Source organism: Flavonifractor hominis (genome assembly GCF_040095835.1).
GTDB classification, from domain to species: Bacteria; Bacillota; Clostridia; order Oscillospirales; family Oscillospiraceae; genus Flavonifractor; species Flavonifractor hominis.
In genome coordinates, this window is the sequence record NZ_JBBMFT010000010.1 from 42,953 (window position 1) to 65,892 (window position 22,940).

A 22,940-nucleotide genomic window follows, 5' to 3' on the forward strand; every position below is an offset into this window, starting at 1 on the left:
CAAGCTCTTCCGGCTTTTCTCTCTCGCGTTTTTGAGATTATACCACAGCAACCGATCGGGGCATATAAATATTCTCTTAAGTTTTCTTAAGACGCAGGCATCCGAACCGTCCGCTGCATGGGACATAAAACGCCTGATTTCGCCCTATTTCCACTTAATTTGAAAAAAGTAATTGACAGGAAGAAAATCTTATGCTATTTTTTTGAGAGAATTTGACTGGAGTTTATCTGGCCAAGAATACTGGGACCACTTCTTCGGAAGTTAAGGCCATACGGACAGCCGGGTCCACTGCCGATTGGCGGTTTGCCGCCTTATTGATTGAGTTAAAAGCTCAAATTTTATAAGTTGGTTACTTTATAACCGAAATGCGTTTGTACGCAGACTTGTGAAACGGTCAATAAAAGAGTAGTAAAAGTATCTTGTTGCTATATAGACTCTCAGTACCAGATGTATTTTCCGGCGTCCTATCTGTATTCCCCTCCCCCATTCCTATTGAACAGCGAAAACAGATGATCCCGGATTTTATTATGTACGAATTGATCTGAACACAAGCTGCCTGAGCGCAGCTTGTGTTTTTTTGTGCTTTGAGGTGTTGGAAGATGAAAAGAGAGCATATCCCGGACCAAAGCAAAGCCCCGATCTACGAGGCGCTTCAGACCTTCCGTCAGATGCGGGTGGTCCCGTTTGACGTGCCCGGACACAAGCGTGGGCGCGGAAACCCCGAATTGACCCGCTTTCTGGGCGAGCAGTGCGTCAGCATCGACGTGAACAGCATGAAGCCTCTGGACAACCTGTGTCACCCCATCTCGGTGATCCGGCAGGCGGAGGAACTGGCCGCCGATGCCTTCGGCGCGGCCCACGCCTTTTTGATGGTAGGCGGCACCACCAGTTCGGTGCAGACCATGGTGCTGGCTACCTGCAAGCGGGGAGACAAGATCATCATGCCGCGCAACGTCCACCGCAGCGTCATCAATGCGCTGGTCCTCTGCGGAGCCATCCCCGTGTACGTAAACCCAGAGGTGGACCACCGTCTGGGCATCTCTCTGGGCATGAAGCGGGAGCAGGTGGCCAAGGCCATCCGGGAGAATCCCGACGCGGTGGCCGTGCTGGTGAACAACCCCACCTACTACGGCATCTGCAGCGACCTGCGCTCCATCGTGAAAATGGCCCACGACGCCGGGATGTACTGTCTGGCCGATGAAGCCCACGGCACTCACTTCTATTTTGGAGAGAATATGCCAGTCTCCGCCATGGCCGCCGGAGCGGACATGGCCGCGGTGTCCATGCACAAAAGCGGCGGCAGCCTTACCCAGTCCAGCCTGCTGCTCACCGGCCCCAACATTCAGGAGGGCCATGTACGCAAGATCATCAACCTCACCCAAACCACCTCCGGCAGCTATCTGCTGATGTCCAGCCTGGACATCAGCAGGCGGAACCTGGCCCTGCGCGGCAAAGAGGTCTTTCGCCACGTTGTGTCCATGGCGGAGTACGCCCGGGAGGAGATCAACGCCATAGGCGGCTACTATGCGTTCGGCCGGGAGCTGGTCAATGGGGACTCTATTTTTGACTTTGATCCCACCAAGCTCAGCGTCCACACCCGGGACATCGGTCTGGCCGGCATCGAGGTCTACGATCTGCTCCGGGATGAGTACGACATCCAGATCGAGTTCGGCGATATCGGCAATATCCTGGCTTACCTGTCCATCGGCGACCGTTATCAGGAGCTGGAGCGGCTGGTCAGCGCCCTGGCGGAGATCCGCCGTCGTTACCAGACCGATGGCAGCGGCCTGATGAATCAGGAGTACATCGATCCTGAGGTCGTCACCAGCCCCCAGGAAGCTTTTTATGCCGACAAGCGCAGCGTCCCACTGGAGGACAGTGTGGGCAAGGTTTGCAGTGAATTCGTCATGTGCTATCCCCCCGGTATTCCCATTCTGGCCCCCGGCGAGCGCATCACCGCCGAAATTCTGGACTACATCCGTTACGCCAAGGCCAAGGGCTGCTCCATGACCGGCACCGAAGACCCGGAAATCGAACGGATCAACATTCTGGCTGAGGAGGTACGATGATGGAGCTCTGGTTCAGTGAATTTCACACCCCCGACGTCAAGCACAGCCTGCGGGTCAACCGGCACCTCTATTCTCAGAAGAGCGACTATCAGCAGATCGATATCTACGATACCCCGGAGTTCGGCAAGGTACTCACTCTGGACGGCAATGTAATGCTCACCGAGCGGGATGAGTTCATCTACGACGAGATGATCACCCATGTGCCCATGGCGGTCCACCCCAATGTCCGGGACGTGCTGGTCATCGGCGCCGGAGACGGAGGCGTTGTCCGTGAGCTGGCCCGATATGAGTGCATCCAGTCCATCGACCTGGTGGAGATGGACGAGCAGGTGGTCAATGCCTGCCGGCAGTATCTGCCGGAAAACGCCTGCCGGCTGGATGACAAACGAGTGCACATCTACTTTGACAACGCCCTGCGCTTCATCCGCCGCCGCCATGCTCAGTACGACCTGATCATCGTGGATTCCACCGATCCCTTCGGCCCTTCCGAGGGATATTTTACCCGGGAGTTCTACGGCATCTGCTACAATGCCCTGCGGGAGGACGGCATCATGGTCAATCAGCAGGGCAGTCCCTTCTACCGCCATGACGCCGAGGCCATCCAGCGCAGCCACAAGCGTATCGTCAGCACCTTCCCCATCAGCCGGGTCTATCAGGCCCACATCCCCACCTATGCCGCAGGGTACTGGCTGTTTGGCTTTGCCAGTAAAAAATACCACCCTATTGACGACTTTGACCGGGAAAAGTGGCTCAAGCTCCATCTGAAAACCAAGTATTACACCGTCCGCCTCCACGCGGGAGCGTTTTTCCTGCCCGCATTTCTGGAGGAGATGTTGGAGGAAGTGGAAAAATGAATCCCAATATCGAAACCTTTATCGGCTGCGACTGCCCCTTTGAGATGGCAGACATCGTCCTCTTCGGCGCCCCCTTCGACTCCACCACCAGCTTCCGCCCCGGCGCCCGGTTCGGCTCGTCTGCCATGCGCCATGAGAGCTTCGGCCTGGAGACCTACAGCCCCTATCAGGATAAGGATCTTACCGACTGCCGTGTGTTTGACAGCGGCGATCTAGAACTTTGCTTCGGCAGCGCGGAGGCTGCGCTCCATGACATTGAAGCGCGGGCCGAAGAGATCCTGTCCGCCGGCAAGCTGCCCCTGCTGCTGGGTGGAGAGCACCTGGTGACGCTGGGCAGTGTGCGGGCCGTTCACAAACGCCACCCGGAGATGCACATCATCCATTTTGACGCCCACGCTGACCTGCGGGATGACTACCTGGGGGCCAAGCTCAGCCACGCCTGCGTCATCCGCCGCTGTCACGAGCTGGTGGGAGACGGGCACATCCACCAGTTCTGCATCCGCAGCGGCGACCGGGAGGAGTTCCGTTTCGCCAAGGACCATACCGATCTGCACCCCTTCTGCTTTGACGGCCTGGACACGCTGACCGAGGCTCTGGCCCGGAGCGGCGCTCCCGTCTACTTCACCATCGACCTGGACTGTCTGGACCCCTCCGCCTTCCCGGGCACCGGCACCCCGGAAGCGGGCGGCGTCACCTTCCCCCAGCTGCTGGAAGCCATCCGAATGGTGGCCCGTACCAACGTGGTGGGGGCCGACGTGAACGAACTGGCCCCCATGCTGGACCCCAGCGGTGTCTCCACCGCCGCCGCCTGCAAGGTGCTGCGGGAACTGCTGCTGGCCCTGTCCGAATAACCGATTCATTTCATTGACATAAAGGAGAATCACTATGAGCAGAGTATTAGTCATCGGCTGCGGCGGCGTGGCCAACGTAGCCATCCGTAAGTGCTGCCAGGTCAGCGACGTATTCACCGAGCTGTGCATCGCCAGCCGCACCAAGTCCAAGTGCGACCAGCTGGCCGCTGAGCTTCAGGGCAAGACTGCCACCAAGATCACCACCGCCCAGGTAGACGCCGACCATGTGGAGGAGGTCATCGCCCTCATCAAGAGCTACCAGCCTGACCTGGTGATGAACATCGCCCTGCCCTACCAGGATCTGACCATCATGGACGCCTGCCTGGCGTGCGGCGTCAACTACATGGACACCGCCAACTACGAGCCCGAGGACATCGAGGAGCCCGAGTGGAAGGCCGCCTATGAGAAGCGCTGCAAGGAGAAGGGTTTCTCCGCCTACTTCGACTACACCTGGCAGTGGGCGTATCGGGAGAAGTTTGAGAAGGCCGGCCTCACCGCTCTGCTGGGCTGCGGCTTCGACCCGGGTGTGACCCAGGCCTACTGCGCCTACGCCAAGAAGCATGAATTCGACACCATCGATACCATCGATATCCTGGACTGCAACGGCGGCGATCACGGCTACCCCTTCGCCACCAACTTCAACCCCGAAGTGAACCTGCGGGAGGTGTCCGCCCCCGGCTCCTACTGGGAGGACGGCCACTGGGTGGAGATCCCCGCCATGAGCATCAAGCGGGAGTATCACTTTGACCAGGTGGGCGAGAAGGACATGTACCTGCTGCACCACGAGGAGATCGAGTCCCTGGCCGAGAACATCCCCGAGGTCAAGCGCATCCGTTTCTTCATGACCTTCGGCCAGAGCTATCTCACCCACATGAAGTGTCTGGAGAACGTGGGGATGCTGTCCACCACTCCCGTGGAGTTTGAAGGCCATCAGATCGTGCCCATCAAGTTCCTGAAGGCCCTGCTGCCCGACCCCGCCAGTCTGGGTCCCCGTACCCACGGCAAGACCAACATCGGCTGCATCTTCACCGGCAAGAAGGACGGCAAGGACAAGACTTACTACATCTACAACGTCTGCGACCACCAGGAGTGCTACAAGGAGGTGGCCAGCCAGGCCGTCAGCTACACCACCGGTGTGCCCGCCATGTGCGGCGCTCTCATGCTGCTCACCGGCAAGTGGACCCAGAAGGGCGTGCACACGGTGGAGGAGTTTGATCCCGATCCCTTCCTGGATGCTCTGGACAAGTACGGTCTGCCCCGCAGCGAGAACCACAACCCCGTACTGGTGGACTGATGGTCAAAACCTTACACGATCCCCAGTTTGCGGGACTGTCCCGGTACGATCCCATGGCGCTGTTTGCCGCCCTGCCCACTCCCTGCTATGTCATCGACGAGGCACGGCTGCGGGAAAACGGTGCGGTACTCGCCGCCCTGGCAGAACGTACCGGCTGCCGGGTCCTGCTGGCCCAGAAGGCCTTTTCCAACTACGATTTCTATCCCCTCCTGGCTCCCTATCTGGCCGGTACCGAGGCCAGCGGCCTCTATGAGGCCCGGCTCGGGTGGGAGGAGATGCCGGGCAAGGAGGTCCATGTATTCTGCGGTGCCTACCGGCAGGAGGAATTTCAGGAGCTGCTCCGATACGCCGACCACATCGTCTTCAACTCCATCCACCAGCTGAAAGTCTTCGGTCCCTTGGGCAAGATGGCGGGCAAAAGTCTGGGGCTGCGGATCAATCCGGAGTGTTCCACCCAGGAAGGCCACGCCATTTATGACCCCTGCGCACCTGGCAGCCGCATGGGTGTGACCCGGGATGTGTGGGACAGGGAGATGGATGAAGAAACCCTGGCGCTGCTGGACGGTCTTCACTTCCACACCCTGTGCGAGCAGAACTCCGACGCTCTGAATACCACCTTGGCTGCGGTAGAAGAGAAGTTTGGGGATGTTCTGCCCCGGATGCAGTGGCTCAACATGGGGGGCGGACACCACATCACCCGCCCCGACTACGACCTTGCCACTCTGGAGAACTGTATCCGACACGCCCAGCAAGCCTGGAACGTCACCGTCTATCTGGAACCGGGAGAGGCCGTGGCCCTGAACGCGGGCTACTTTGTCAGCCGGGTGCTGGACATCGTGGAAAACGGCGGCACCAGAATCGCCATTCTGGACGCCAGCGCCGCCTGCCATATGCCCGACGTGCTGGAGATGCCCTATCAGCCGCCCATCCTGGGCGCCAGTACCGAACCAGGTGAGGGCCACCCTTTCCGTCTGGCCGGCCCCACCTGTCTGGCCGGAGACGTCGTCGGCGACTACTCCTTTGAAGCCCCCCTGGCGGAAGGCGACCTGGTTCTCTTCGGTGATATGGCCATCTATACCACCTGTAAAAACAACACCTTCAACGGCATGCCTCTGCCCGACCTCTGGCGTCTGGACCGGGCCGGCAGCCTCACCCGGCTGACCCGGTTTGGCTACGAAACGTTTAAGGAGCGGCTGGGCAGAGCGAATCGTCTATAACCGTCCCCTCACATACAAAACAGCCCTCCTGTAAAAGGAGGGCTGTTTTTGCTGCTGTCCATTTTATGCTTGTCCAAAGTCCGTCACACAAGTGCGCGCCTGACCTCGATCTGGCAGCTCTCCATTACGGTCAGCGCCGCCTCGTGCCGCTCGGGCGTGACACCCGCACAGCAGTCTGCATCCACATAAACCGGCAATTCCGGCAAAACCGCCTTGATCATCAGTGCATTGCTCACCACACAGATGTCCGTACAAAGCCCCACCAGCTCCACCGACTCTACCCCGCCCCGCTCGCAGGCCTGTTTCAGCGCGGCCACGAGGGAAACACTTCCAAAACTTGTCTTTTCATACACCGGCGCGGCGCACTGCATCCGAAGCTGTTCTACCTCCTCCGGAAAGCGCCACCCTTCCGTTCCCGCCACACAGTGCGGGACCGGGAGATGCTTTCCCTCCTGTGTGTTCAGATAGGCGCCGTCATGACAATCGCGGGTCATCCAGATCTCGCCCTCAAATTCCCGCATTTTTTTCAACAGCCGGGGCAGCATATCCTGGGCCTGCTGCGTTCCCAAGGCGCCTGTAACAAAATCGTTCTGTACATCGATCACGATGAGATACTTCACGTCCTGTCCCTCCTTCTGAGCCAAGCTCCATTGCCTTTCCGACCATGCAGATTGGGTCACAGCAATCCGCTTCGGTCCCTTTTTTCCGCGTAAAGTGCGAGATCGGCCCGACCCAACACCGTCTCCAGGGATTCCCCGGCATGGATTTTGGCTGTCCCCGCCGAGATACCGGCCCACGCCCGTTCTCCTTTTCCCGCATCCAGCACCCGCTTTTGCAGCCGTTTGATAAACGTCTCCGCTTCCTCCTGGCTGTGGAATCCACCGCAGAGAATCAGAAATTCATCCCCACCCATCCGACATACAAGGTCGGATGCGCGCACCGTGGACAACAGCACATCTGCTATTTTTTGAAGCACCCGGTTGCCCGCCACATGCCCATAATTGTCATTGATTTGTTTGAACTTGTCCACGTCAACAATAAACAGCCAGGAATTATCCTCATTCCAGTTCTGGTAACACTTTTTGAAGGTCCGGAAATTGATCAGATGGGTCAGGCTGTCCCTCTGTGCCAACTCGGTCAGCTCTGCGATCTTCTCCTGGGACTGCTTCATCTGCTGCGAAAGGGTCTTGGGATAGTATTCCCCGTCCAGCTGTTCCAAATTTGGCATCGACTGGTGGATATGCACTACCTTCCACCCGCTCGCTTCCCGCTTATACAAAATGGAAAAGCGGCTGTCCATATCGATCTTGAGCGTTTTGTCCTCGCTCTCCCACCAGATGGAGATCCCCCCGTAGACCAGGCATACATCCGGCCCCGCCGGCTTCTGCTGACACCAAAAGTCTTTGAACTGAAACTGAAGGTCTTTTCGCTCTGTAATTTCCTGGCGCAGCGCATTCACAAATTCAGATACATTTTTATAGAATTCATGTCGGCCCGTGCCGATAATCACACACTCCGGGTCTAAAAATTCATCCATCGCCCGGAGATTGCATTCCTCTTCTCCTTTAAAATAAATCTCCCACAGCTGTTCGGTCCGTTTGCATAAATCATCCATGTTACCGTTCCCCATTACATTCCCGTTTTTTCCCGCTTTCTATTTTTAAATTGCAATCACAGACTTTATTTCCAGTTTCTTGTGTGGTATCAGTTTAGCGAAGAAATGTACCTGTGTCAACGTCCTTCCCATATTCTGAAAAAAGCGGCAGCCGCAAAAGCAGCTGCCGCTCTACCGAGGCTATGTTCCGGGCGCTATCTGTTTTCCTTTTCTTTCCTTCCACCCCCGGATCAGCCGCACGCTGACCGTAAGCAGGACGCTCAACAGGGCGAATTTACACCAGTCCCCCCACAGATACCACACCTGGGAGAGCCCTGCAAAGGGAATGTGCAGCGCGGCAAACACGGCCCACCCTGCCGCCAGCAAGCCCAGCCGCCGTCCGGTGCTTTCCAGCGGCTGGCGCCCCAGACGCAGCACGGTGAACACCAGCAGCAGGACAAAGCACAAAAGTTCCCCCCAGGCAAAGGCCAGGCGGAGATAGTTCATGCTGGGCTCATACTGGAGCGTCCACAGCGTCAGCCGCCATGTGATCCCCGTGGCGTAGCGCAGATAGCTGTTGACGCTGAAAAAAAGCACCCAGGCGCACCACAGTCCCGTGTGCTTCCGACTGCACAGACAGACCGCGCCGCACAGCACAAAGGGGCAGGCAAGCATCAACCCTCCCAATAGCCCACCCATCAGGGTCAGCAGCAGCCAGACCAGCGCGCCAAAACACAGCAGGATCACCCCCACTGTGGTGTGCCGCCCGCCGGTTGGTTTCACTCCGTCTGCGGGCGCAGGGGCAGGGGCAGCCGGCTGAGGCGTCTGCTTGGCCTGGTCCCCCAGCACCAGTTCGTCCAGGGACACCCCGAACAGCCCGCTGAGCTTCACCAGCTTATCAAGCTCGGGCACCGCCCCGTCGGTCTCCCACTTGGAGATGGACTGGCGGGACACGTCCAGCGCCTCTGCCAGGTCGCTCTGGGACAGGTTCCGCTCCGTCCGCAGGCGGTGAATCGTCTCACCCAATGTCATGTTCTCTGCTCCTCCTCATCTCGCATGATGTTCCAAGTATAGCGGCGACGGGGCAATTTGTCTACCAAGCCGCCTTGAACTGTGCGCAACCAGCGGTTGCACCGGGCAAAAGCGGCAAAACTGCTTGTACTTTTTTCCTGTGCATGTTATGATAAAATAACTGTCTAATTTGTCTCATGAATCCGAAGGCATCTGCAACGGCAGATGCCTTCTGTGCTGTGATCCCATCCAAAGAGAAGGAGCATCCCCTATGAAGCTTTCCGCACTGCTAGCCCAACATGAAATCACCGTCTCCTGCGAGCTCTTCCCGCCCAAGAGCGGCGCTGCCCTGGAGCATGTGGACGACGTCCTGCGGGACACCGCCGCCCTGGCCCCCGATTTTATCAGCGTCACCTACGGCGCGGGTGGCAGCACCTCCAAGCGCACGTTGGAACTGGCCAGCCGCCTGCAGGACGTCTATCACGTCCCCGCCCTGGCTCACCTGACCTGCGTCTCCTCCACCCGGGAAGAGATCGCCGCTATGGTCGGCCGCCTGCGGCAGGCCGGCATCGAAAACATCCTGGCCCTCCGGGGCGATATTCCCCAGGACGCCCAGTTCCCCCGTCCGGACTGCTTCCACTACGCCAATGAGCTGGTCTCCTTCCTGCGGAGCCTGGAGGGCGGCGCCGATCTGTGCATCGGCGGGGCCTGCTATCCGGAGGGCCATGTGGAGTGCCCCCACTTCTACACCGATCTGGACAACCTCAAGCGCAAGGTGGACACCGGCGTGGACTTCCTCACCACCCAGATGTTCTTTGACAACGACGTGCTCTACCGCTTCTTGTTCCGGGCCCTGGACCACGGCATCACCGTACCCATCGTGGCGGGCATCATGCCGGTCATCAGCGTGCGCCAGATCCAGCGCTCCTGCGAACTCTCGGGTACCGTCATGCCCCCCCGGCTGCAGGGCATCGCCGACCGCTTCGGCGACGACCCCGCCGCCATGCGCCAGGCCGGCATCGCCTACGCCACCGAGCAGATCCTGGACCTCATCGCCCACGGCGTGACCCACATCCACATCTACACCATGAACAAGCCCGATGTGGCCGCCAAGATCATGGACAACCTCTCGTCCATCCTGCGTCCCCATGGCCAGGATTGACTGGGCCGAGGCCCGGCGGTACCTGGGCCTGCACCGGCCGGGCGGCGTGGTGGATGAGGCGCTGGAGCAGCTGCTGGAGCGCTGGGGCCGTGAGCTGGAGCAGACCGCCCGGCCCCGGGCCGTGTGGCGGCGCTTCCCGCTGCAGCTGGAGGCGGATGGAATGGAACTGGCCGGTATGTCCATCCCAAGCCGCCACCTGCGCCGCCATCTCAACGGCTGTACCGGCGCCTACCTGTTTGCCGCCACTCTGGGGGCGGAGGTGGACCGGCTCATCCGCCGCTGCGCTGTTACTGAGGTCAGCGCTGCCGTGGTGTGCCAGGCCTGCGCCGCCTCCCTGTTGGAGGCCTATTGCGACGAGTGCGGCGGGCGCATCGCCGGAGAGGTGGCGGAGGAGGGGCTCTGGCTTCGCCCCCGCTTCAGCCCCGGATACGGGGACTTCTCCGTGGACTTCCAGCCCGCCCTGCTGGCCGCGCTGGAGGCCCAAAAGCGCATCGGCCTCACCGCCAGCCAGGCCAGAATGCTCATCCCCACCAAATCGGTCACCGCCGTCATCGGTCTTTCCCCAGATCCCACCTGCCGCCCCGGCGGGTGCGCGTCCTGCGGTAAGACCGACTGCGCCTTCCGCCGGACGGACGTGACCCCTCAAAATCCAACGCAAGGGAGCTAGCACTGATGAAGCTACGAGAAGAACTGGGCCGCCGGGTATTGATCTGCGACGGCGCCATGGGCACCATGCTGCAGGCTGCCGGCCTGCCCGCCGGGCGGGAGCCGGAGCTGTGGAATCTGGAGCAGCCCGCCCTCATCCAGCAGCTGCACGGCCGCTATCTGGCCGCCGGCGCGGATATCATCACCACCAACACCTTTGGCGCCAACGCCGTCAAGCTGGCCGGTCACCCGGTGGAGGAGATCGCCGCCGCCGGGGTGCGCCTGGCCCGGGCCGCGGTGGAGCAGGCCGGACACGGCTACGTTGCCCTGGACGTGGGCCCCACGGGGCGGCTGCTCCAGCCGGCGGGGGACCTGTCCTTTGAGGAGGCGGTGGCCGCCTACGCCCCCGCCATCCGCGCCGGCGCGGAGGCCGGGGCCGACCTGGTGCTCATCGAGACCATGAGCGACCTGTACGAGGCCAAGGCCGCAGTGATCGCCGCGAAGGAGAACTGTACGCTGCCCATCTTTGTCACCGTGGCCCTGGATGAGCGGGGACGGCTGCTCACCGGCGGAGACATTCCCGCCGCCGTGGCCCTGCTGGAGGGACTGGGCGTGGATGCGCTGGGTCTCAACTGCGGGCTGGGTCCCCAGCAGATGGCCGCCCTCTTCCCCACCCTGTGCCAATACGCCTCCCTTCCCATCCTGCTCCAGCCCAACGCCGGACTGCCCGAGTGCACCGACGGTTGCACCCACTTCCACGTCACCCCGGAGCAGTTTGCCGGGCAGATGGCGCAGTTCGCCCGGGACGGCGCCTGGATCGTGGGCGGCTGCTGCGGCACCACGCCGGAGCACATCCGCGCCATGGCGGAGGCCTGCCGTTCCCTGTCCCCCCTCCCCCTGCAGCCCAAGCACCGCACCTGGGTATCCTCCTACGCCCGGACCGTAGACTTTGCCCAGGGCCCCGTGCTCATCGGTGAGCGCATCAACCCCACCGGCAAGCCCCGGCTCAAGCAAGCCCTGCGGGAGCGGGACGTGGACTACGTCCTGCGGGAAGCCGTGACCCAGCAGCAAAACGGGGCCCAGGTGCTGGATGTAAACGCCGGACTGCCCGACCTGGACGAGGCCGCCACCCTGGCCCTGCTCATCCCGGAGCTGCAGGGGGTCACCGACCTGCCCCTGCAGATCGACACCGCCGACCCCGCCGCCATGGAACAGGCCATGCGGCTCTACAACGGCCGCCCGCTGGTCAACTCGGTCAATGGCAAGCACGAGAGCATGCACAGCGTCTTCCCCCTGATGCGCAAATACGGCGGCGTGGCCATCGCCCTCACCCTGGACGAGGAGGGCATTCCTCCCACGGCGGAGGGCCGGCTGGCCATCGCCCGGCGCATCGTAGACACCGCCGCCGCCTACGGCATCCCCCGGGAGGACCTGGTGTTCGACACCCTGGCCATGACCATCAGCGCCGACCCCACCGCCGCCCGGACCACGCTGGAGGCCCTCACCCTGATCCGGGAGCAGCTGGGCTGCCACACCTCTCTGGGTGTGTCCAATATCTCCTTCGGCCTGCCCCAGCGGGAGACGGTCAACGCCGCCTTCTTCCTGCTGGCTCTGGAGCACGGCCTGTCCGCCGCCATCCTAAACCCCAACTCCAAGGCCATGATGCAGGCCTGCCTGACCTACCGGGCCCTCAACGGCCAGGACGCCAACTGCCAGGCCTACATCGCCGCCATGGCCCAGGCATCTCCCGACGCCCATCCCGCAGCCCCCACAGAGGGGCCGGACCTGAAGCAGGCCGTGCTCCGCGGCCTGCGGGAGAGCGCGGTATCCGCCGCACGGGCGGACCTGGACGCCGGACGCGCCCCCATGGAGATCATCGACACCGCCCTCATCCCCGCCCTGGACCAGGTGGGGGCCCAGTTTGAGCGCGGGCAGCTCTACCTGCCCCAGCTGCTGATGAGCGCCGACGCCGCGCGGGCGGTGTTCGAGCTGCTGCGGGAGCGCATGACCGCTCAGCCCGGGCAGCTGCCCGCCTCTAAAGGGAAGGTGGTGCTGGCCACGGTGAAGGGGGATGTACACGACATCGGCAAAAACATCGTCAAGGTCCTGCTGGAGAACTACGGTTATCAGGTCATCGACCTGGGCAAGGACGTCTCCCCGGAGGCGGTGGCAGACGCCGTGGTACGGGAGGGGGCCGGTCTGTGCGGCCTGTCCGCCCTGATGACCACCACCGTGGGCAGCATGGAGCAGACCATCGCCCTGCTGCGGCAGCGGGCCCCTCAGTGCCGCATCATGGCCGGCGGCGCGGTGCTCACCGCCGACTACGCCCAGCGCATTGGCGCCGACTTCTACGGCAAGGACGCCATGAGCGACGTGCGCTACGCCGAAAGCCTGCTCCCCTGAATATTTTTCTCCCCTAAACCCATAAAAAAGCTCCCCACCGTGGTGGGGAGCTTTTGTTTTATACGCGGATGAGCTCGTAAGAGCGGGTGCCCAGGCCGATCTTCTCGGCGTGCTCCAGGCAGGTCTGCCACTCCGACTCGGGGTGAGCATTGGTGAAGTGGTCGTGGTGATCGCAGAAGTCCGGCTTGGCCATGTTGTCCCCCAGCAGGCTCTGGGGCAGGGGCTGGGCCGCCATGCAGGCGTCCACACAGGCCTGGTCCAGCGCCAGGGGATCGAAGGAGGCGAACATGCCGATATCCGGCAGGATGGGCGCGTCGTTTTCGCCGTGGCAGTCGCAGTTGGGGGAGACGTCCACCACCAGGGAGATATGGAAGCTGGGCCGGCCGTCCACCACCGCCTTGGTATACTCCGCCATGCGGCAGTTGAGCAGGGCGTTGGCTGCGTAGTCCTTGAACTGGATGGCGTCAAAGTTGCAGGCGCCCAGGCAGCGGCCGCAGCCCACACAGTGCTCGGTATCCACATGCATCTTGCGGGTAGTCTCGTCAAAGACCAGGCCGCCGTTGGCGCACTCCTTCTGGCACTTGCGGCAGCCGCGGCAGGCCTGCTCATCAATGCGGGGCTGACCGCCGCTGTGCTGCTCGGTCTTGCCCGCCCGGGAACCGCAGCCCATACCGATGTTCTTGATGGCCCCGCCGAAGCCGGTCATCTCGTGGCCCTTGAAGTGGGTCAGGCTGATGAATACGTCGGCATCCATCACCGCCCGGCCGATCTTGGCCTCCTTGACGTATTCGCCGCCCACCACGGGCACGGATACATCATCGGTGCCCTTCAGCCCGTCGCCGATGAGGATGGGGCAGCCCACCGTCAGGGCGGTAAAGCCATTCTGCCAGGCGCACTCCAGATGCTCCAGCGCGTTCTTCCGGCTGCCGGGGTACATGGTGTTGCAGTCGGTCAGGAAGGGCTTGCCCCCCAGCTCCTTTACCACATCTGCCACCGCACGGGCGTAGTTGGGACGCAGGAAGCTGATGTTGCCCAGCTCACCAAAGTGCATCTTGATGGCCACAAATTTTCCGTCCATATCGATCTGATCGATCCCGGCTTTCCGCAGCAGCTTCTTGAGCTTAGTGGGCAGGCCGTCCCCAAAGGCCGGCGTGCGGAAATCCGTAAAGTAAACTTTTGCTTGCTGCATATCGTTTTCTCCTCATGAAAAAGTTAAGTCCATTATACTTCCTGGGGTACACTCCAAGTCAAGTCTTTTTCGCAAATCCACAGGAAAAAGAGGCCCCGATGCAGTTTCCTGCATCGGGGCTTTCTTTTTTCCTTCTACCACGTCCGGTTTAGGGGGCCGGGGTCAGAATGGACTCCAGTTCGGCCGCCTTGGCGTCACGGTACTGCTCCATATAGCCCTTGTCGGTAGCACGGATGAGACCGGCCTCCACCAGCTTCTCCAGGGCCGCGTTGAACTTGGCAATGTAGTCGGCCTTGTCGGTGTAGGCCGCCTTCAGCTCCTCGGCGGTGTAGGGCACCATGGTGCCGGTGGTGGAGAAGGCGCTGCCCAGAGGCTTCTCATAGTAGTGCGCCACAGGGGCGTCCAGCTGCGGGGAACGCAGCCCGCCGCTCACCGTACCGTCCTCTTCCTTGGTGAGGTAGGGATTCTCCAGCGCCGTGGGGGCGGTGCCCTCCTGGGCCCAGGCATCCAGCTGCAGCAGCAGCGCCTGCACGAACATGTTGGAGTTGTAGTCGCTCACCACCTGGCCCTGGTCAAAGGTCGGGAACAGGTTCCGGGCGGGATAGCCCATGGCGGTGAGAATATCGTTGTAGGGGAACACCGGGGCCGCGGGGTCGGAGTGGGGCGCACCCGCGATCTCATACAGAGCGAACAGGCTGTCCTCGTCCACATTGCTGCCCTCCGGCCGGAAGGAGGCGTTGTAGTCCATCTGAGAGGTCACATACATCACCGGCACACCCAGGTTCTTGCCGATGTAGTAGCCGTCCTCCGTGTTGGCCGCAATGGCCGTGGTGTCCGACTGGTTGATCTTGTTGGCCGGATAGGTGCCCACCACGTTCATGAAGCCGTCAAAGGGCAGGGCCTTGCCATTGTCCTTGAGGAAGTCCATGAACCGGAAGTACTCGTTCATTACAAAGCCGCTCTGGCTCTGACCGTAGAGGTACACGCCCTCCACGCTCTTGCCCGCGCCGAACATGTCCGCCGTGTTGGCCTGGATGGCATAGCCCGTCTGGCTCAGAATGTCCCACACCAGACCGATGTCGGTGTAGGGCAGCTCGCCCGCCGTCACCCAGAAGTTCTCATAGGCCTGCTCGGCCGTCTGGCCATTGGCCTTGTCGATCTTGTAGGAGGAGAACAGCCAGGTGTTGGGGCTGGCCCAGCTCAGCTCATCATACCGGTCGCTGAACCGCTGCAGCGCCGCCACGCACACCGGCTTGGAGGTGATGCCCACATAGGCCGCGCCCTCCTCCATGATCATCCCGTAGGCACGCCGCCACAGGGACTCATTGTCATACTTGTCGCTGGCATTGAGAATATCCACATACACCTTGCCGTTGAACTTCTCCGGGTCCGCAGGCGCACGCACCAGGATCCGGTTGGTGTAGGGCAGGCCGTCCTCCCGCACCATCAGGCGGTTGTCCGGAGCGATGTCGTAGAGGTTGGCCGTACCGGAGACGAAATACTCCTTCTCCGTGTACTTCTCGGAGTAAGTCGGCTCAGCGCCGCTCTTGTTCACGTACTGGATGGTGCCGTCGTCATTGAGCTGCAGTGCGGGAACCCACACGGGGGCCTTTTCGTCCCAGCTCTCGTCCTTCTGGCCCACGCTCATGGCGGTGGAGTTGAAGATCTCCTCACCGGAGGCATCCTGCAGCTCCACGGTGGGTACTGTGGTCTGGCCGGCGAGGATCTCCCCGTCCTTCTGACCAAACGCCGAGGTCTCCTTGCTCCAGGCGATCAGCTTATCATAGTCGCTCTGGGTGATGTACCGCTCCGCCAGGGCCTTGTCCGCGCTGGCCTTGAACTCCGACAGGTAGTCGGCGTACTTCTCCGCCTGGCTGGAACCCTCATACCGCTCGTCCAGCTGCGCCTGGGTGAAGTGGATCATGCTGCCCTCGGTGGAGTAGGAACTGTCGTTGATGCACCCATAATAGGTGGCCAGAGGCGCGTCGATCTTCGGGCTGCGCAGGCCGCCCAGCGCGTTGCCGTAGGCGTCCCGGGCAATGGCCTTGCCGGTCTCATCCGCCTGGAGCAGCTGGCCGGCGGGGGCCGCCACACCGTTGCGGGCCCACTCGTCCAGGTTCACCAGCGCACCCGTGATGAACTCGTTGAGGTGCAGATCGCCCTCCACGTGATCCCCCTCGTACTTCTTGATGTCGCGGGAGGTACCATCCGCCTTTGCCTTGGCGATCTCAAAGTTGTTGGGCAGGATCTCCGACGTGGGGTCGGCATGGGGCGCGCCCGCCACCTCGTACAGCCGGAACTTGCTGGTGCTGGTGTCCGAGTCCGCCTTCGTCGCATAGTAGCCCATGGACAGGCGCATCTTGGCCTCGCCCTCGCCCATTACCACCAGGTAGGGCTCCTCCGTGTCCGGCCAGCCTGTGTTGGTGATGGACACCCCGGTGGACAGGGTGGTCGGCGTGGCGCCTACCGCATTGAAGTAGCCGTCAAAGATGTCCTTGCCGTCCAGAATGTTGTTGATGTAGGGATAGAACACGCTCAGGTAGGTCTGCAGGTAGAAGCCGGACTGGCTCTGACCCACCAGATACGTGCGGCCGTTGGCTTTCGCCTTCGCGCCCAGATCCGCACCCAGCAGATCCTCCGGCCGCTCCTTCAGCACCGTACCCAGCTGGGAGAGCATATCCCAGAACAGGCCGTTCTCCGCCGAAGCAGGGTCGTCGTTGTCCACCAGCCAGTCAATGTCGGCATAGCGCTCGGCATCGAAGTTCTTCAGCGCCTGAGCCGTGGTGGTCTTGGAGGTGATGCCGATGTAGATGTCTCCGTTCTCCATAAAGTGCTGGTAGCTCCGGCGGTAGATGTCCTCCAGGTCATATCCCGCCGAGGCATTGAGGATGTCCACATAGATGTTGCCCGAGAACTTCTCCGCATCCTTCGGATAGTGGATCAGAAGGCGGGTGGTGTAGTCCGCGCCGGAGGTCTTGATCACAGGGACGTTGACCCCGGTCTCGGCCAGGCCGTACACATTCGCGGTACCGCTCATGAAGTACTCCGCCTCGCCATAGCCCATCTGCTCCACCAGCTTGTCGATCTCGCCCACCGAGCAGTACATGGAGCTGAAGGGATGGCTGCCCACCTCTTCACCGTTTTTGTGGTTGGTGGTGCACTCGGAAGGCACATTTACCAGCGAGAAGCCCTTCGCCGTGTCGACGTTCGTCATGCTGGTACGGATCTTCGCCGCATCGGGACTCAGCGTTTCAGAGGGGGTATCCGAGCCGCCGTCCTCGTTATCGCTGCCGCTGGAAGAGCTGGAAGAACCGGAACTGGTCGTCGGGTAGGCCTTACCGGCCACAGTGGCGCTCAGACCGTCATCCAGCACGATCTTGCCGGGCTTGGTGGCAAGCTTTGCCCCTTCGGCGTGGATCTCCACCTGGTCGGCTACACACTCACCCAGCAGGGATACGTTCTTGCCGGTGATCACCACTTTGTCCACCGCGCAGTCCTTGGAGAGGGTCACCACCGCATTGTCCGCGGTAATCCGCAGCTCACCAAAGCTGCTCCCGTCGGCCTGGAAACCGCCGCCCATCACAATGGTCTGCTGCTGCACATTCACCTTCTCCAGAGCGACGTTCTGCTGAGCGCCCTGGCTGAGATACAGCCGGCCGCTCACCGTACCGCCGGACAGCGTCACGCCATTGGTGTTGATCAGAGCGTTGCCTGCAACGTCTCCGCTGGCGTCCGCCTGGATCAGTGCCGCCAGCGCCTGGTCCAAAACGGCTACCGCCTCCGCCCGGGTGGCGTTATCAGCCGGAGCAAACCGTCCGCCGTCTTTTCCTTTCATCACCCCGGCCGAGGCCACGGCGCTTACCGCATCGGCAGCCCAAGAGGACACCTGGCCCGCATCAGTAAACTGCCCCATGCCGTTTCCGCCACTGAGCTGGAACGCCCGTGCCATGACCACCGCCATGCTCTCACGGGTGATGTAATCATTGGGATGAATGTTCTTGTTCTCATCGCCGATGGTCAGCCCCAGAGCTACCGCCCGGGCAAGATCCTCCGCATACCAGGCGTTGGGGTCTACATCGGGGAACTGGCTCAGATCAGCCCGCTGCGTTCCCCCCAGCACACGCCCCAGCATGGCAAAAAACTGTACCCTGGTCAGCGCCTCATCCGGAGCAAACCGCCCGGCGCCTACGCCGTTGACAACGTCGTAGCCATTCCAGCGCAGAATGGCATCCTTTGCCCAGTGCCCTTCCAGATCAGTAAAGGTATTCAGGCTCTGCACCTCCACCGCTGCAGCCGTACCGGGCGCGGCGATCGCGCAAGCGCCACCCGTGGACATTCCAACGGTCAGCGCCGTAGCCAGCAGCAGTGAAACTGCCCGCTGCCCTCCTCTTTTTTTCATGGTTTCCCTTCCTTTCTTTTGATTACTATTTGACATCTTTTTTCGCCGTTTACGCCATCCCTCCCTTTTTTTCTCCAGCAAAACTTGCCCTTTTTCGCAAAGTGTCATCATTTTTTCGTCAAAATGTTCATTTTACTTCAGGCATTTTTTGCTTTCTTTGTTAACATATTAGCACGTTATATTCACTCGTTCAATCCCTTTTCTTAATATTTTTTAAGTTTTTTTATTATTTACCTCAAAAATATCGTATTTTTCGCAATATTATTACTATATGTATAATCAAAGTAAAAAAAGGACACACCCAAGGTGTGTCCTTTTTTCTCAGCGAAACAAGAGGTAAAGCGCCAAAAACAGGCCGCTGGTCACGATGGGAAACGCGATGTCCACCGCACGCAGGCACATAGGGTCGTACCGGGTACGGTCCCTGCCGCCGTCAAAGCCCTTGGACTCCATGGCGATGGCCAGCTCCTCCGACCAGCGCACCGACTTGACCAGCAGCGGCTTGAGCAGCGCCGGAGCCACCGGAAAGACCCGGATCCCACGGGCGGCAAAGGCTGCGCGGGTCCTGCGGTATTCCCGAATCATCTGGGGCACCATACCCCAGGCTGCCAGCAGACCGTAGGCGAACACCGGCGGCAGGCGCAGCTGCTGCTGCAGGGAGCGGATCAGCTTGATGCGGTCGGTGGTCAGCACGAACAGCAGCCCCAGCCCCGCAAAGGCCAGCACCCGGCTGCCGAAAATCAGGCCGTTCCACACCGCCCCGTCCCCCAGCTGCTGGGCGGCGGTATTGATGGGCAGGCCGCTGTCCGCGTGGAAGTGGTAGCCGGTGGAATACATCCCCAGGGCGGTCAGCAGCACCGGCACCATGGCCCCGGCCAACAGCTTCCCGTTGACCCGTGAGACCAGCATCACCGCCAGGCAGACTGCAAAGACTACCAGATTGACCAGCGGATGGTGCAGGGCAGCCAGCAGCAGCGTGGGGATCAGCAATCCGATCAGCTTACAGGAGGGGTTGAGCGACTTCATGCAGCGTACCTCCCTTCAGCTCGTAAATCACGTCGGCATAATCCCGGGCCAGCGCCCGGTCGTGGGTGGACAGGATCAGGGTAAGGCCCCGCTCCGTTACCTCCCGCTGCAGCGCCTGCATGATGGCCACGGTCCGCCCGCGATCCTGGGCATAAGTGGGTTCGTCACACACCAGCACCCGGCAGTCGTAGGCCAGCAGGGCCGCCACACCCAGGCGCCGCTGCTGGCCCTGGCTGAGCATATAGGGAGAGAGCCTGCGGTAGCGCCAGAGCTGGATGTCCCGCAGGACCTGCTCGGCCCCCGCCATGGGATCGGTCCCGCCGCCCTTTTTCCGCAGGCTGACCGCCACCTCGTCCAGCACCGTGTCGGCCACGAACTGATCCTGGGGGCTCTGGGTGACAAAACCCATCCGCCCCAGCAGCGCCCGGCGGTGGCCCGCCAGCTCCGTTTCTTCCAGCCGGGCCGAACCCCGGTAGCGGTACAGACCGCTCAGCGCCCCAAAGAGGGTACTCTTCCCGCTTCCGCTCTGGCCCAGAATGGCGTGGATGCGCCCCCGGTAAAATCGGGCGTTGATCCCGGAGAGGATCGGCTGCCCCTCCAAGGTCACCCCCAGCTCCCGCAGTTCCAGCACCGGCTCCTCCGGCCCAGTCTTGGCCGGGCGGGTGGTCTGATAGGGATAACCGGGGGCGCTGATGCCCAGCTCGGCCCACTCCTCCGCCGTGCGCGCCCCGGGCGGGCAGCCTTCCGCGCCCAGCTGCCCCTTCCGGTCCATGACCCGCACCACGTCGGCAATGGACAGCCAGTGGTCCAGCCTGTGGTCGATGGCCAGCACGCCCACGCCGTATTCCCGGTGCAGCCGCGCAAACTGCCGGCACAAGTGGGCCGCTGTGGCGTCGTCAATGTTGGCAAAGGGTTCGTCCAGCAGCAGCCAGGCAGGCCGCAGCAGCACCAGGCAGGCCAGCATTACCTTTTGCTTCTCCCCTCCGGAGAGGGAGGCCAGGGTCCGCCGGCGCAGGTGGGGGATCTCACAGAAGGCCAGCGCCTGCTCTATCCGCCCATCCATCTCTTCCGCCGGCACCCGCAGGTTTTCCAGGCAGAAGATCAGCTCGTTTTCCACCGTATCCATGCAGAACTGCAGCTCGGGATTCTGGAACATCATCCCCACCAGCCGGCAGCGCTCATTGGGCCGGAGGGCAGCCGGGTCCTGGCCGTTCACCCGCACGCTGCCCTGCTGGAGAAAGCCGGCATTCTGCGGATAGATTCCCGCTGCCAGGTAGAGCAGCGTGCTCTTCCCGCACCCCGAGGGCCCGGTGAGTACCGTGATCTGGCTGGAGTCAAACACCGCGTCCAGCCCCTCCAGCACGTTGTGCTTGCCCTGCTCCTGGTAACGGAAGGTCAGCTGTTCAAAGGCAATCTGTCCCATCTCACCCGGGCAGGTATTCGTTGGTGTATTCGTCGCTGCGGCGGTGGTCGTAGTAGCCGTTGGCCACCAGCCAGTCGGCCATGCGCTCCCAGCGCTCGGGACGCATGGTACCCCAGTGGCCCTTCTCGTTGAGCAGCAGCGGCGCCAGATGCTTCTGGCTGCGCACCAGCAGGGCATCCGATACCTTGGGCAGCCCCTCCTTGACCTCCAGGACGGTGCCCTCCGGGTCATGGGCCACCTCGATGTACGCCCGGTCCAGCGCCGCCAGGAAGGCGCGCACGTCCTCGGGCCGCTCCCGCAGGATCTGGTGGGTAGCGGCTATACAGGGGGCGCAGAAGTCAAACAGGGGATCCACGTCCGCCAGGTTGATGAAATTGATCTCCTTGCCCGCCTCGATCAGTTCCTGGTTCTCCCAGTTCTCATAGACCCAAGTGGCGTCCGCGGTGGTACCCAGGGTGGCCACAATGTCGCCCACATCCATGGGGACCAGCTGGACCTTGGCGTAATCGCCGCCGTCGATGCGCACCGCCTCGCCGATGACGCCGTGGAACCAGCGGGGCGCCCAGTGGGTCAGCCGCTTGCCCTCCAGCTTTCTGGGCGAAGTGATGCCGCTCTCCTTCAGGGAGACAATGCCCGAGTCACACCGCTGGGTAAGTACGGCCACCGCCGTCATCTCCACGCCCCGGGCCATGCAGTCCAGCATGGAGATCTGGGGACCCAGCACCATGTCGGCCCCGTGCAGATCCATCACGCCGTGTACCTCACCGTCGATCTCCACTTCCAGCCCCGCCTGGGCAAAATAGCCCCGCTTCTCCGCCAGCAGGAACCCGGTATGGTTGGTATTGGCAAACCAGTCCAGAACGACCTTGATCTTTCCCATTTTGATTACTCCTCCTCGTCGTCGATCTCCACGGCCGCCAGTTTGGCGCCCACGGCATAGTTTTTCAGCACTCCGGTACGGGCCAGCCCGTCACAGGCCAGCTTGCTGATGATCCCCGCAAAGACGATGGCGCTGATAAAGCGCACCGCCAGCTGGGCGGCCAGTACGCTGGGGGCCAGCAGATAATACTGCAGATAGTAGAGCTCATAGCAGAAAATAAAGATCGCGGCAAAAATGCCGGAGATAGCCATGGACAGCAGGTTGTAGCGCTTATAGCGGAACAGCGCAAACCCCAGCTCGCATCCCAGTCCCTGGATCACACCGGTGAGCACTACAGTAGCGCCGCCGGAATTGCCCATAAGCAGCTCCACAAACGAGGCCAGCACCTCGGTAATCAGCGCTACGCCCGGCTTGCGGATGATATAGGCCGCGATGGTGGCCGCCATGAACCACACACCGTAAATGATCTCAAACCCGAACGCCGACAGCCCCATGGGCGCCAGTGCCGTAGAGAGCACCAGCCCTCCGTCAAACACAGCCAGATAGACCGCTGCAAAGAGCACGCCCAGGATGGCCATCATGACTACATCCTTGAGTTTCCAGTTTTCCCGTTGTTTCATTTGTACTTGGACCTCCGTTTTCCCAAAATAAAAAGCCGCACAGCCTTCGCTGAGCGACTTGAAAAAAACGGCGTTCCCCGCGCTCCCTACGATGGCATTACCCAACAGGTTCCATGGGTCATAGGCAGTACAGCCTAACTCTCAGCCGGATTCCATCCGGCCCCCCAGCATTCAGTTGTGCAGACTCGAGGTGTATCATAGCACCTTTTGTCAAAAAAGGCAAGCAGGAAATAACAAAAGACGGACTTCAAAAGAAGTCCGTCTTTTGTGTTGGCGTTACCTATCTTCCCGGCCCGTCTCCAG

At 61.4% G+C, this 22,940-nt stretch carries 17 protein-coding genes and 1 riboswitch; of the genes, 8 read left to right on the forward strand and 9 right to left on the reverse strand.

The window, feature by feature from the left end; translation table 11 throughout:
• Positions 1-599 precede the first annotated feature (599 nt).
• Genes WMO45_RS12080 through nspC form a run of 5 tightly spaced genes read left to right on the forward strand, consistent with a single transcriptional unit; the run spans position 600 to position 6,285 of the window.
• On the forward strand, positions 600-2,069 hold the full coding sequence (locus tag WMO45_RS12080; protein ID WP_349141044.1) for an aminotransferase class I/II-fold pyridoxal phosphate-dependent enzyme: 1,470 nt from the start codon (positions 600-602) through the stop codon (positions 2,067-2,069).
• Positions 2,069-2,923 carry a polyamine aminopropyltransferase gene (gene speE, locus WMO45_RS12085; protein WP_349141061.1) on the forward strand — a complete coding sequence of 285 codons (855 nt, stop codon included), beginning with the start codon at positions 2,069-2,071 and terminating at the stop codon, positions 2,921-2,923. The genes WMO45_RS12080 and speE overlap by 1 nt, the downstream gene beginning before the upstream one ends.
• A complete protein-coding gene (gene speB, locus WMO45_RS12090; protein ID WP_349141045.1) occupies positions 2,920-3,774 on the forward strand; it encodes an agmatinase in 855 nt (284 codons plus the stop codon). Before speE ends, speB begins: the two co-directional genes overlap by 4 nt.
• 34 nt (positions 3,775-3,808) lie before the next feature.
• Positions 3,809-5,068, forward strand: a complete 1,260-nt coding sequence (locus WMO45_RS12095; protein ID WP_349141046.1) for a saccharopine dehydrogenase family protein — start codon at positions 3,809-3,811, stop codon at positions 5,066-5,068.
• Positions 5,068-6,285, forward strand: a complete 1,218-nt coding sequence (gene nspC, locus WMO45_RS12100; protein ID WP_435387692.1) for a carboxynorspermidine decarboxylase — start codon at positions 5,068-5,070, stop codon at positions 6,283-6,285. The genes WMO45_RS12095 and nspC overlap by 1 nt, the downstream gene beginning before the upstream one ends.
• A gap of 83 nt (positions 6,286-6,368) precedes the next feature.
• Here nspC and WMO45_RS12105 read toward each other — a convergent pair whose 3' ends face one another.
• From WMO45_RS12105 to WMO45_RS12115, 3 genes are all read right to left on the reverse strand, one after another.
• A complete protein-coding gene (locus WMO45_RS12105) occupies positions 6,369-6,905 on the reverse strand; it encodes a cysteine hydrolase family protein (protein WP_349141047.1) in 537 nt (178 codons plus the stop codon).
• Positions 6,906-6,961: 56 nt separating this feature from the next.
• Positions 6,962-7,900, reverse strand: a complete 939-nt coding sequence (locus WMO45_RS12110; RefSeq protein WP_349141048.1) for a diguanylate cyclase domain-containing protein — start codon at positions 7,898-7,900, stop codon at positions 6,962-6,964.
• Between the two features lie 180 nt (positions 7,901-8,080).
• The gene (locus tag WMO45_RS12115; protein WP_349141049.1) at positions 8,081-8,911 is read right to left on the reverse strand and encodes a helix-turn-helix domain-containing protein; all 831 of its coding nucleotides are present in this window, start codon (positions 8,909-8,911) and stop codon (positions 8,081-8,083) included.
• Positions 8,912-9,161: 250 nt separating this feature from the next.
• On the opposite strand from WMO45_RS12115, the gene metF reads away from it, so the two are divergent.
• From metF to WMO45_RS12130, 3 genes are read left to right on the forward strand one after another with little or no spacing between them, the layout of a single operon-like run.
• Positions 9,162-10,052: a methylenetetrahydrofolate reductase [NAD(P)H] gene (metF, locus tag WMO45_RS12120; RefSeq protein ID WP_349141050.1), complete on the forward strand. Its 891-nt coding sequence runs from the start codon at positions 9,162-9,164 to the stop codon at positions 10,050-10,052.
• Complete coding sequence (locus tag WMO45_RS12125; protein ID WP_349141051.1) at positions 10,039-10,719, forward strand: Vitamin B12 dependent methionine synthase activation subunit; 681 nt, start codon at positions 10,039-10,041, stop codon at positions 10,717-10,719. The genes metF and WMO45_RS12125 overlap by 14 nt, the downstream gene beginning before the upstream one ends.
• Positions 10,720-10,724: 5 nt before the next feature.
• A complete protein-coding gene (locus WMO45_RS12130) occupies positions 10,725-13,100 on the forward strand; it encodes a homocysteine S-methyltransferase family protein (protein ID WP_349141052.1) in 2,376 nt (791 codons plus the stop codon).
• Positions 13,101-13,158: 58 nt separating this feature from the next.
• On the opposite strand, the gene WMO45_RS12135 is transcribed toward WMO45_RS12130, so the two are convergent.
• The 6 genes from WMO45_RS12135 to WMO45_RS12160 form a co-directional block, all read right to left on the reverse strand.
• Positions 13,159-14,289, reverse strand: coding sequence for a DUF362 domain-containing protein (locus WMO45_RS12135; protein WP_349141053.1), 1,131 nt, complete (start codon positions 14,287-14,289; stop codon positions 13,159-13,161).
• Between the two features lie 148 nt (positions 14,290-14,437).
• Positions 14,438-18,688, reverse strand: a complete 4,251-nt coding sequence (locus tag WMO45_RS12140) for an alpha/beta hydrolase domain-containing protein (RefSeq protein ID WP_349141054.1) — start codon at positions 18,686-18,688, stop codon at positions 14,438-14,440.
• 321 nt (positions 18,689-19,009) lie between these two features.
• Positions 19,010-19,714: an energy-coupling factor transporter transmembrane component T family protein gene (locus WMO45_RS12145; RefSeq protein WP_349141055.1), complete on the reverse strand. Its 705-nt coding sequence runs from the start codon at positions 19,712-19,714 to the stop codon at positions 19,010-19,012.
• On the reverse strand, positions 19,689-21,137 hold the full coding sequence (locus WMO45_RS12150; protein ID WP_349141057.1) for an ABC transporter ATP-binding protein: 1,449 nt from the start codon (positions 21,135-21,137) through the stop codon (positions 19,689-19,691). The genes WMO45_RS12145 and WMO45_RS12150 overlap by 26 nt, the downstream gene beginning before the upstream one ends.
• Position 21,138: 1 nt before the next feature.
• Entirely contained in the window at positions 21,139-22,017 is an 879-nt protein-coding gene (locus tag WMO45_RS12155) for an ABC transporter substrate-binding protein (RefSeq protein WP_349141058.1), read from the reverse strand.
• 5 nt (positions 22,018-22,022) lie between these two features.
• Positions 22,023-22,637: an ECF transporter S component gene (locus WMO45_RS12160; RefSeq protein WP_349141059.1), complete on the reverse strand. Its 615-nt coding sequence runs from the start codon at positions 22,635-22,637 to the stop codon at positions 22,023-22,025.
• Positions 22,638-22,703: 66 nt separating this feature from the next.
• Positions 22,704-22,814: riboswitch (TPP riboswitch) on the reverse strand.
• Between the last annotated feature and the right edge of the window lie 126 nt (positions 22,815-22,940).

Bases quoted from the DNA above. Each gene is read 5' to 3' on its own strand.
- WMO45_RS12145 (WP_349141055.1), bottom strand. From the start codon at position 19,714: ATGAAGTCGCTCAACCCCTCCTGTAAGCTGATCGGATTGCTGATCCCC.
- WMO45_RS12155 (WP_349141058.1), bottom strand. From the start codon at position 22,017: ATGGGAAAGATCAAGGTCGTTCTGGACTGGTTTGCCAATACCAACCAT.
- WMO45_RS12080 (WP_349141044.1), top strand. From the start codon at position 600: ATGAAAAGAGAGCATATCCCGGACCAAAGCAAAGCCCCGATCTACGAG.
- WMO45_RS12095 (WP_349141046.1), top strand. From the start codon at position 3,809: ATGAGCAGAGTATTAGTCATCGGCTGCGGCGGCGTGGCCAACGTAGCC.
- WMO45_RS12125 (WP_349141051.1), top strand. From the start codon at position 10,039: ATGGCCAGGATTGACTGGGCCGAGGCCCGGCGGTACCTGGGCCTGCAC.
- WMO45_RS12135 (WP_349141053.1), bottom strand. From the start codon at position 14,289: ATGCAGCAAGCAAAAGTTTACTTTACGGATTTCCGCACGCCGGCCTTT.
- WMO45_RS12140 (WP_349141054.1), bottom strand. From the start codon at position 18,688: ATGAAAAAAAGAGGAGGGCAGCGGGCAGTTTCACTGCTGCTGGCTACG.
- metF (WP_349141050.1), top strand. From the start codon at position 9,162: ATGAAGCTTTCCGCACTGCTAGCCCAACATGAAATCACCGTCTCCTGC.
- nspC (WP_435387692.1), top strand. From the start codon at position 5,068: ATGGTCAAAACCTTACACGATCCCCAGTTTGCGGGACTGTCCCGGTAC.
- WMO45_RS12130 (WP_349141052.1), top strand. From the start codon at position 10,725: ATGAAGCTACGAGAAGAACTGGGCCGCCGGGTATTGATCTGCGACGGC.
- WMO45_RS12110 (WP_349141048.1), bottom strand. From the start codon at position 7,900: ATGGATGATTTATGCAAACGGACCGAACAGCTGTGGGAGATTTATTTT.
- speB (WP_349141045.1), top strand. From the start codon at position 2,920: ATGAATCCCAATATCGAAACCTTTATCGGCTGCGACTGCCCCTTTGAG.
- WMO45_RS12150 (WP_349141057.1), bottom strand. From the start codon at position 21,137: ATGGGACAGATTGCCTTTGAACAGCTGACCTTCCGTTACCAGGAGCAG.
- WMO45_RS12115 (WP_349141049.1), bottom strand. From the start codon at position 8,911: ATGACATTGGGTGAGACGATTCACCGCCTGCGGACGGAGCGGAACCTG.
- speE (WP_349141061.1), top strand. From the start codon at position 2,069: ATGGAGCTCTGGTTCAGTGAATTTCACACCCCCGACGTCAAGCACAGC.
- WMO45_RS12160 (WP_349141059.1), bottom strand. From the start codon at position 22,637: ATGAAACAACGGGAAAACTGGAAACTCAAGGATGTAGTCATGATGGCC.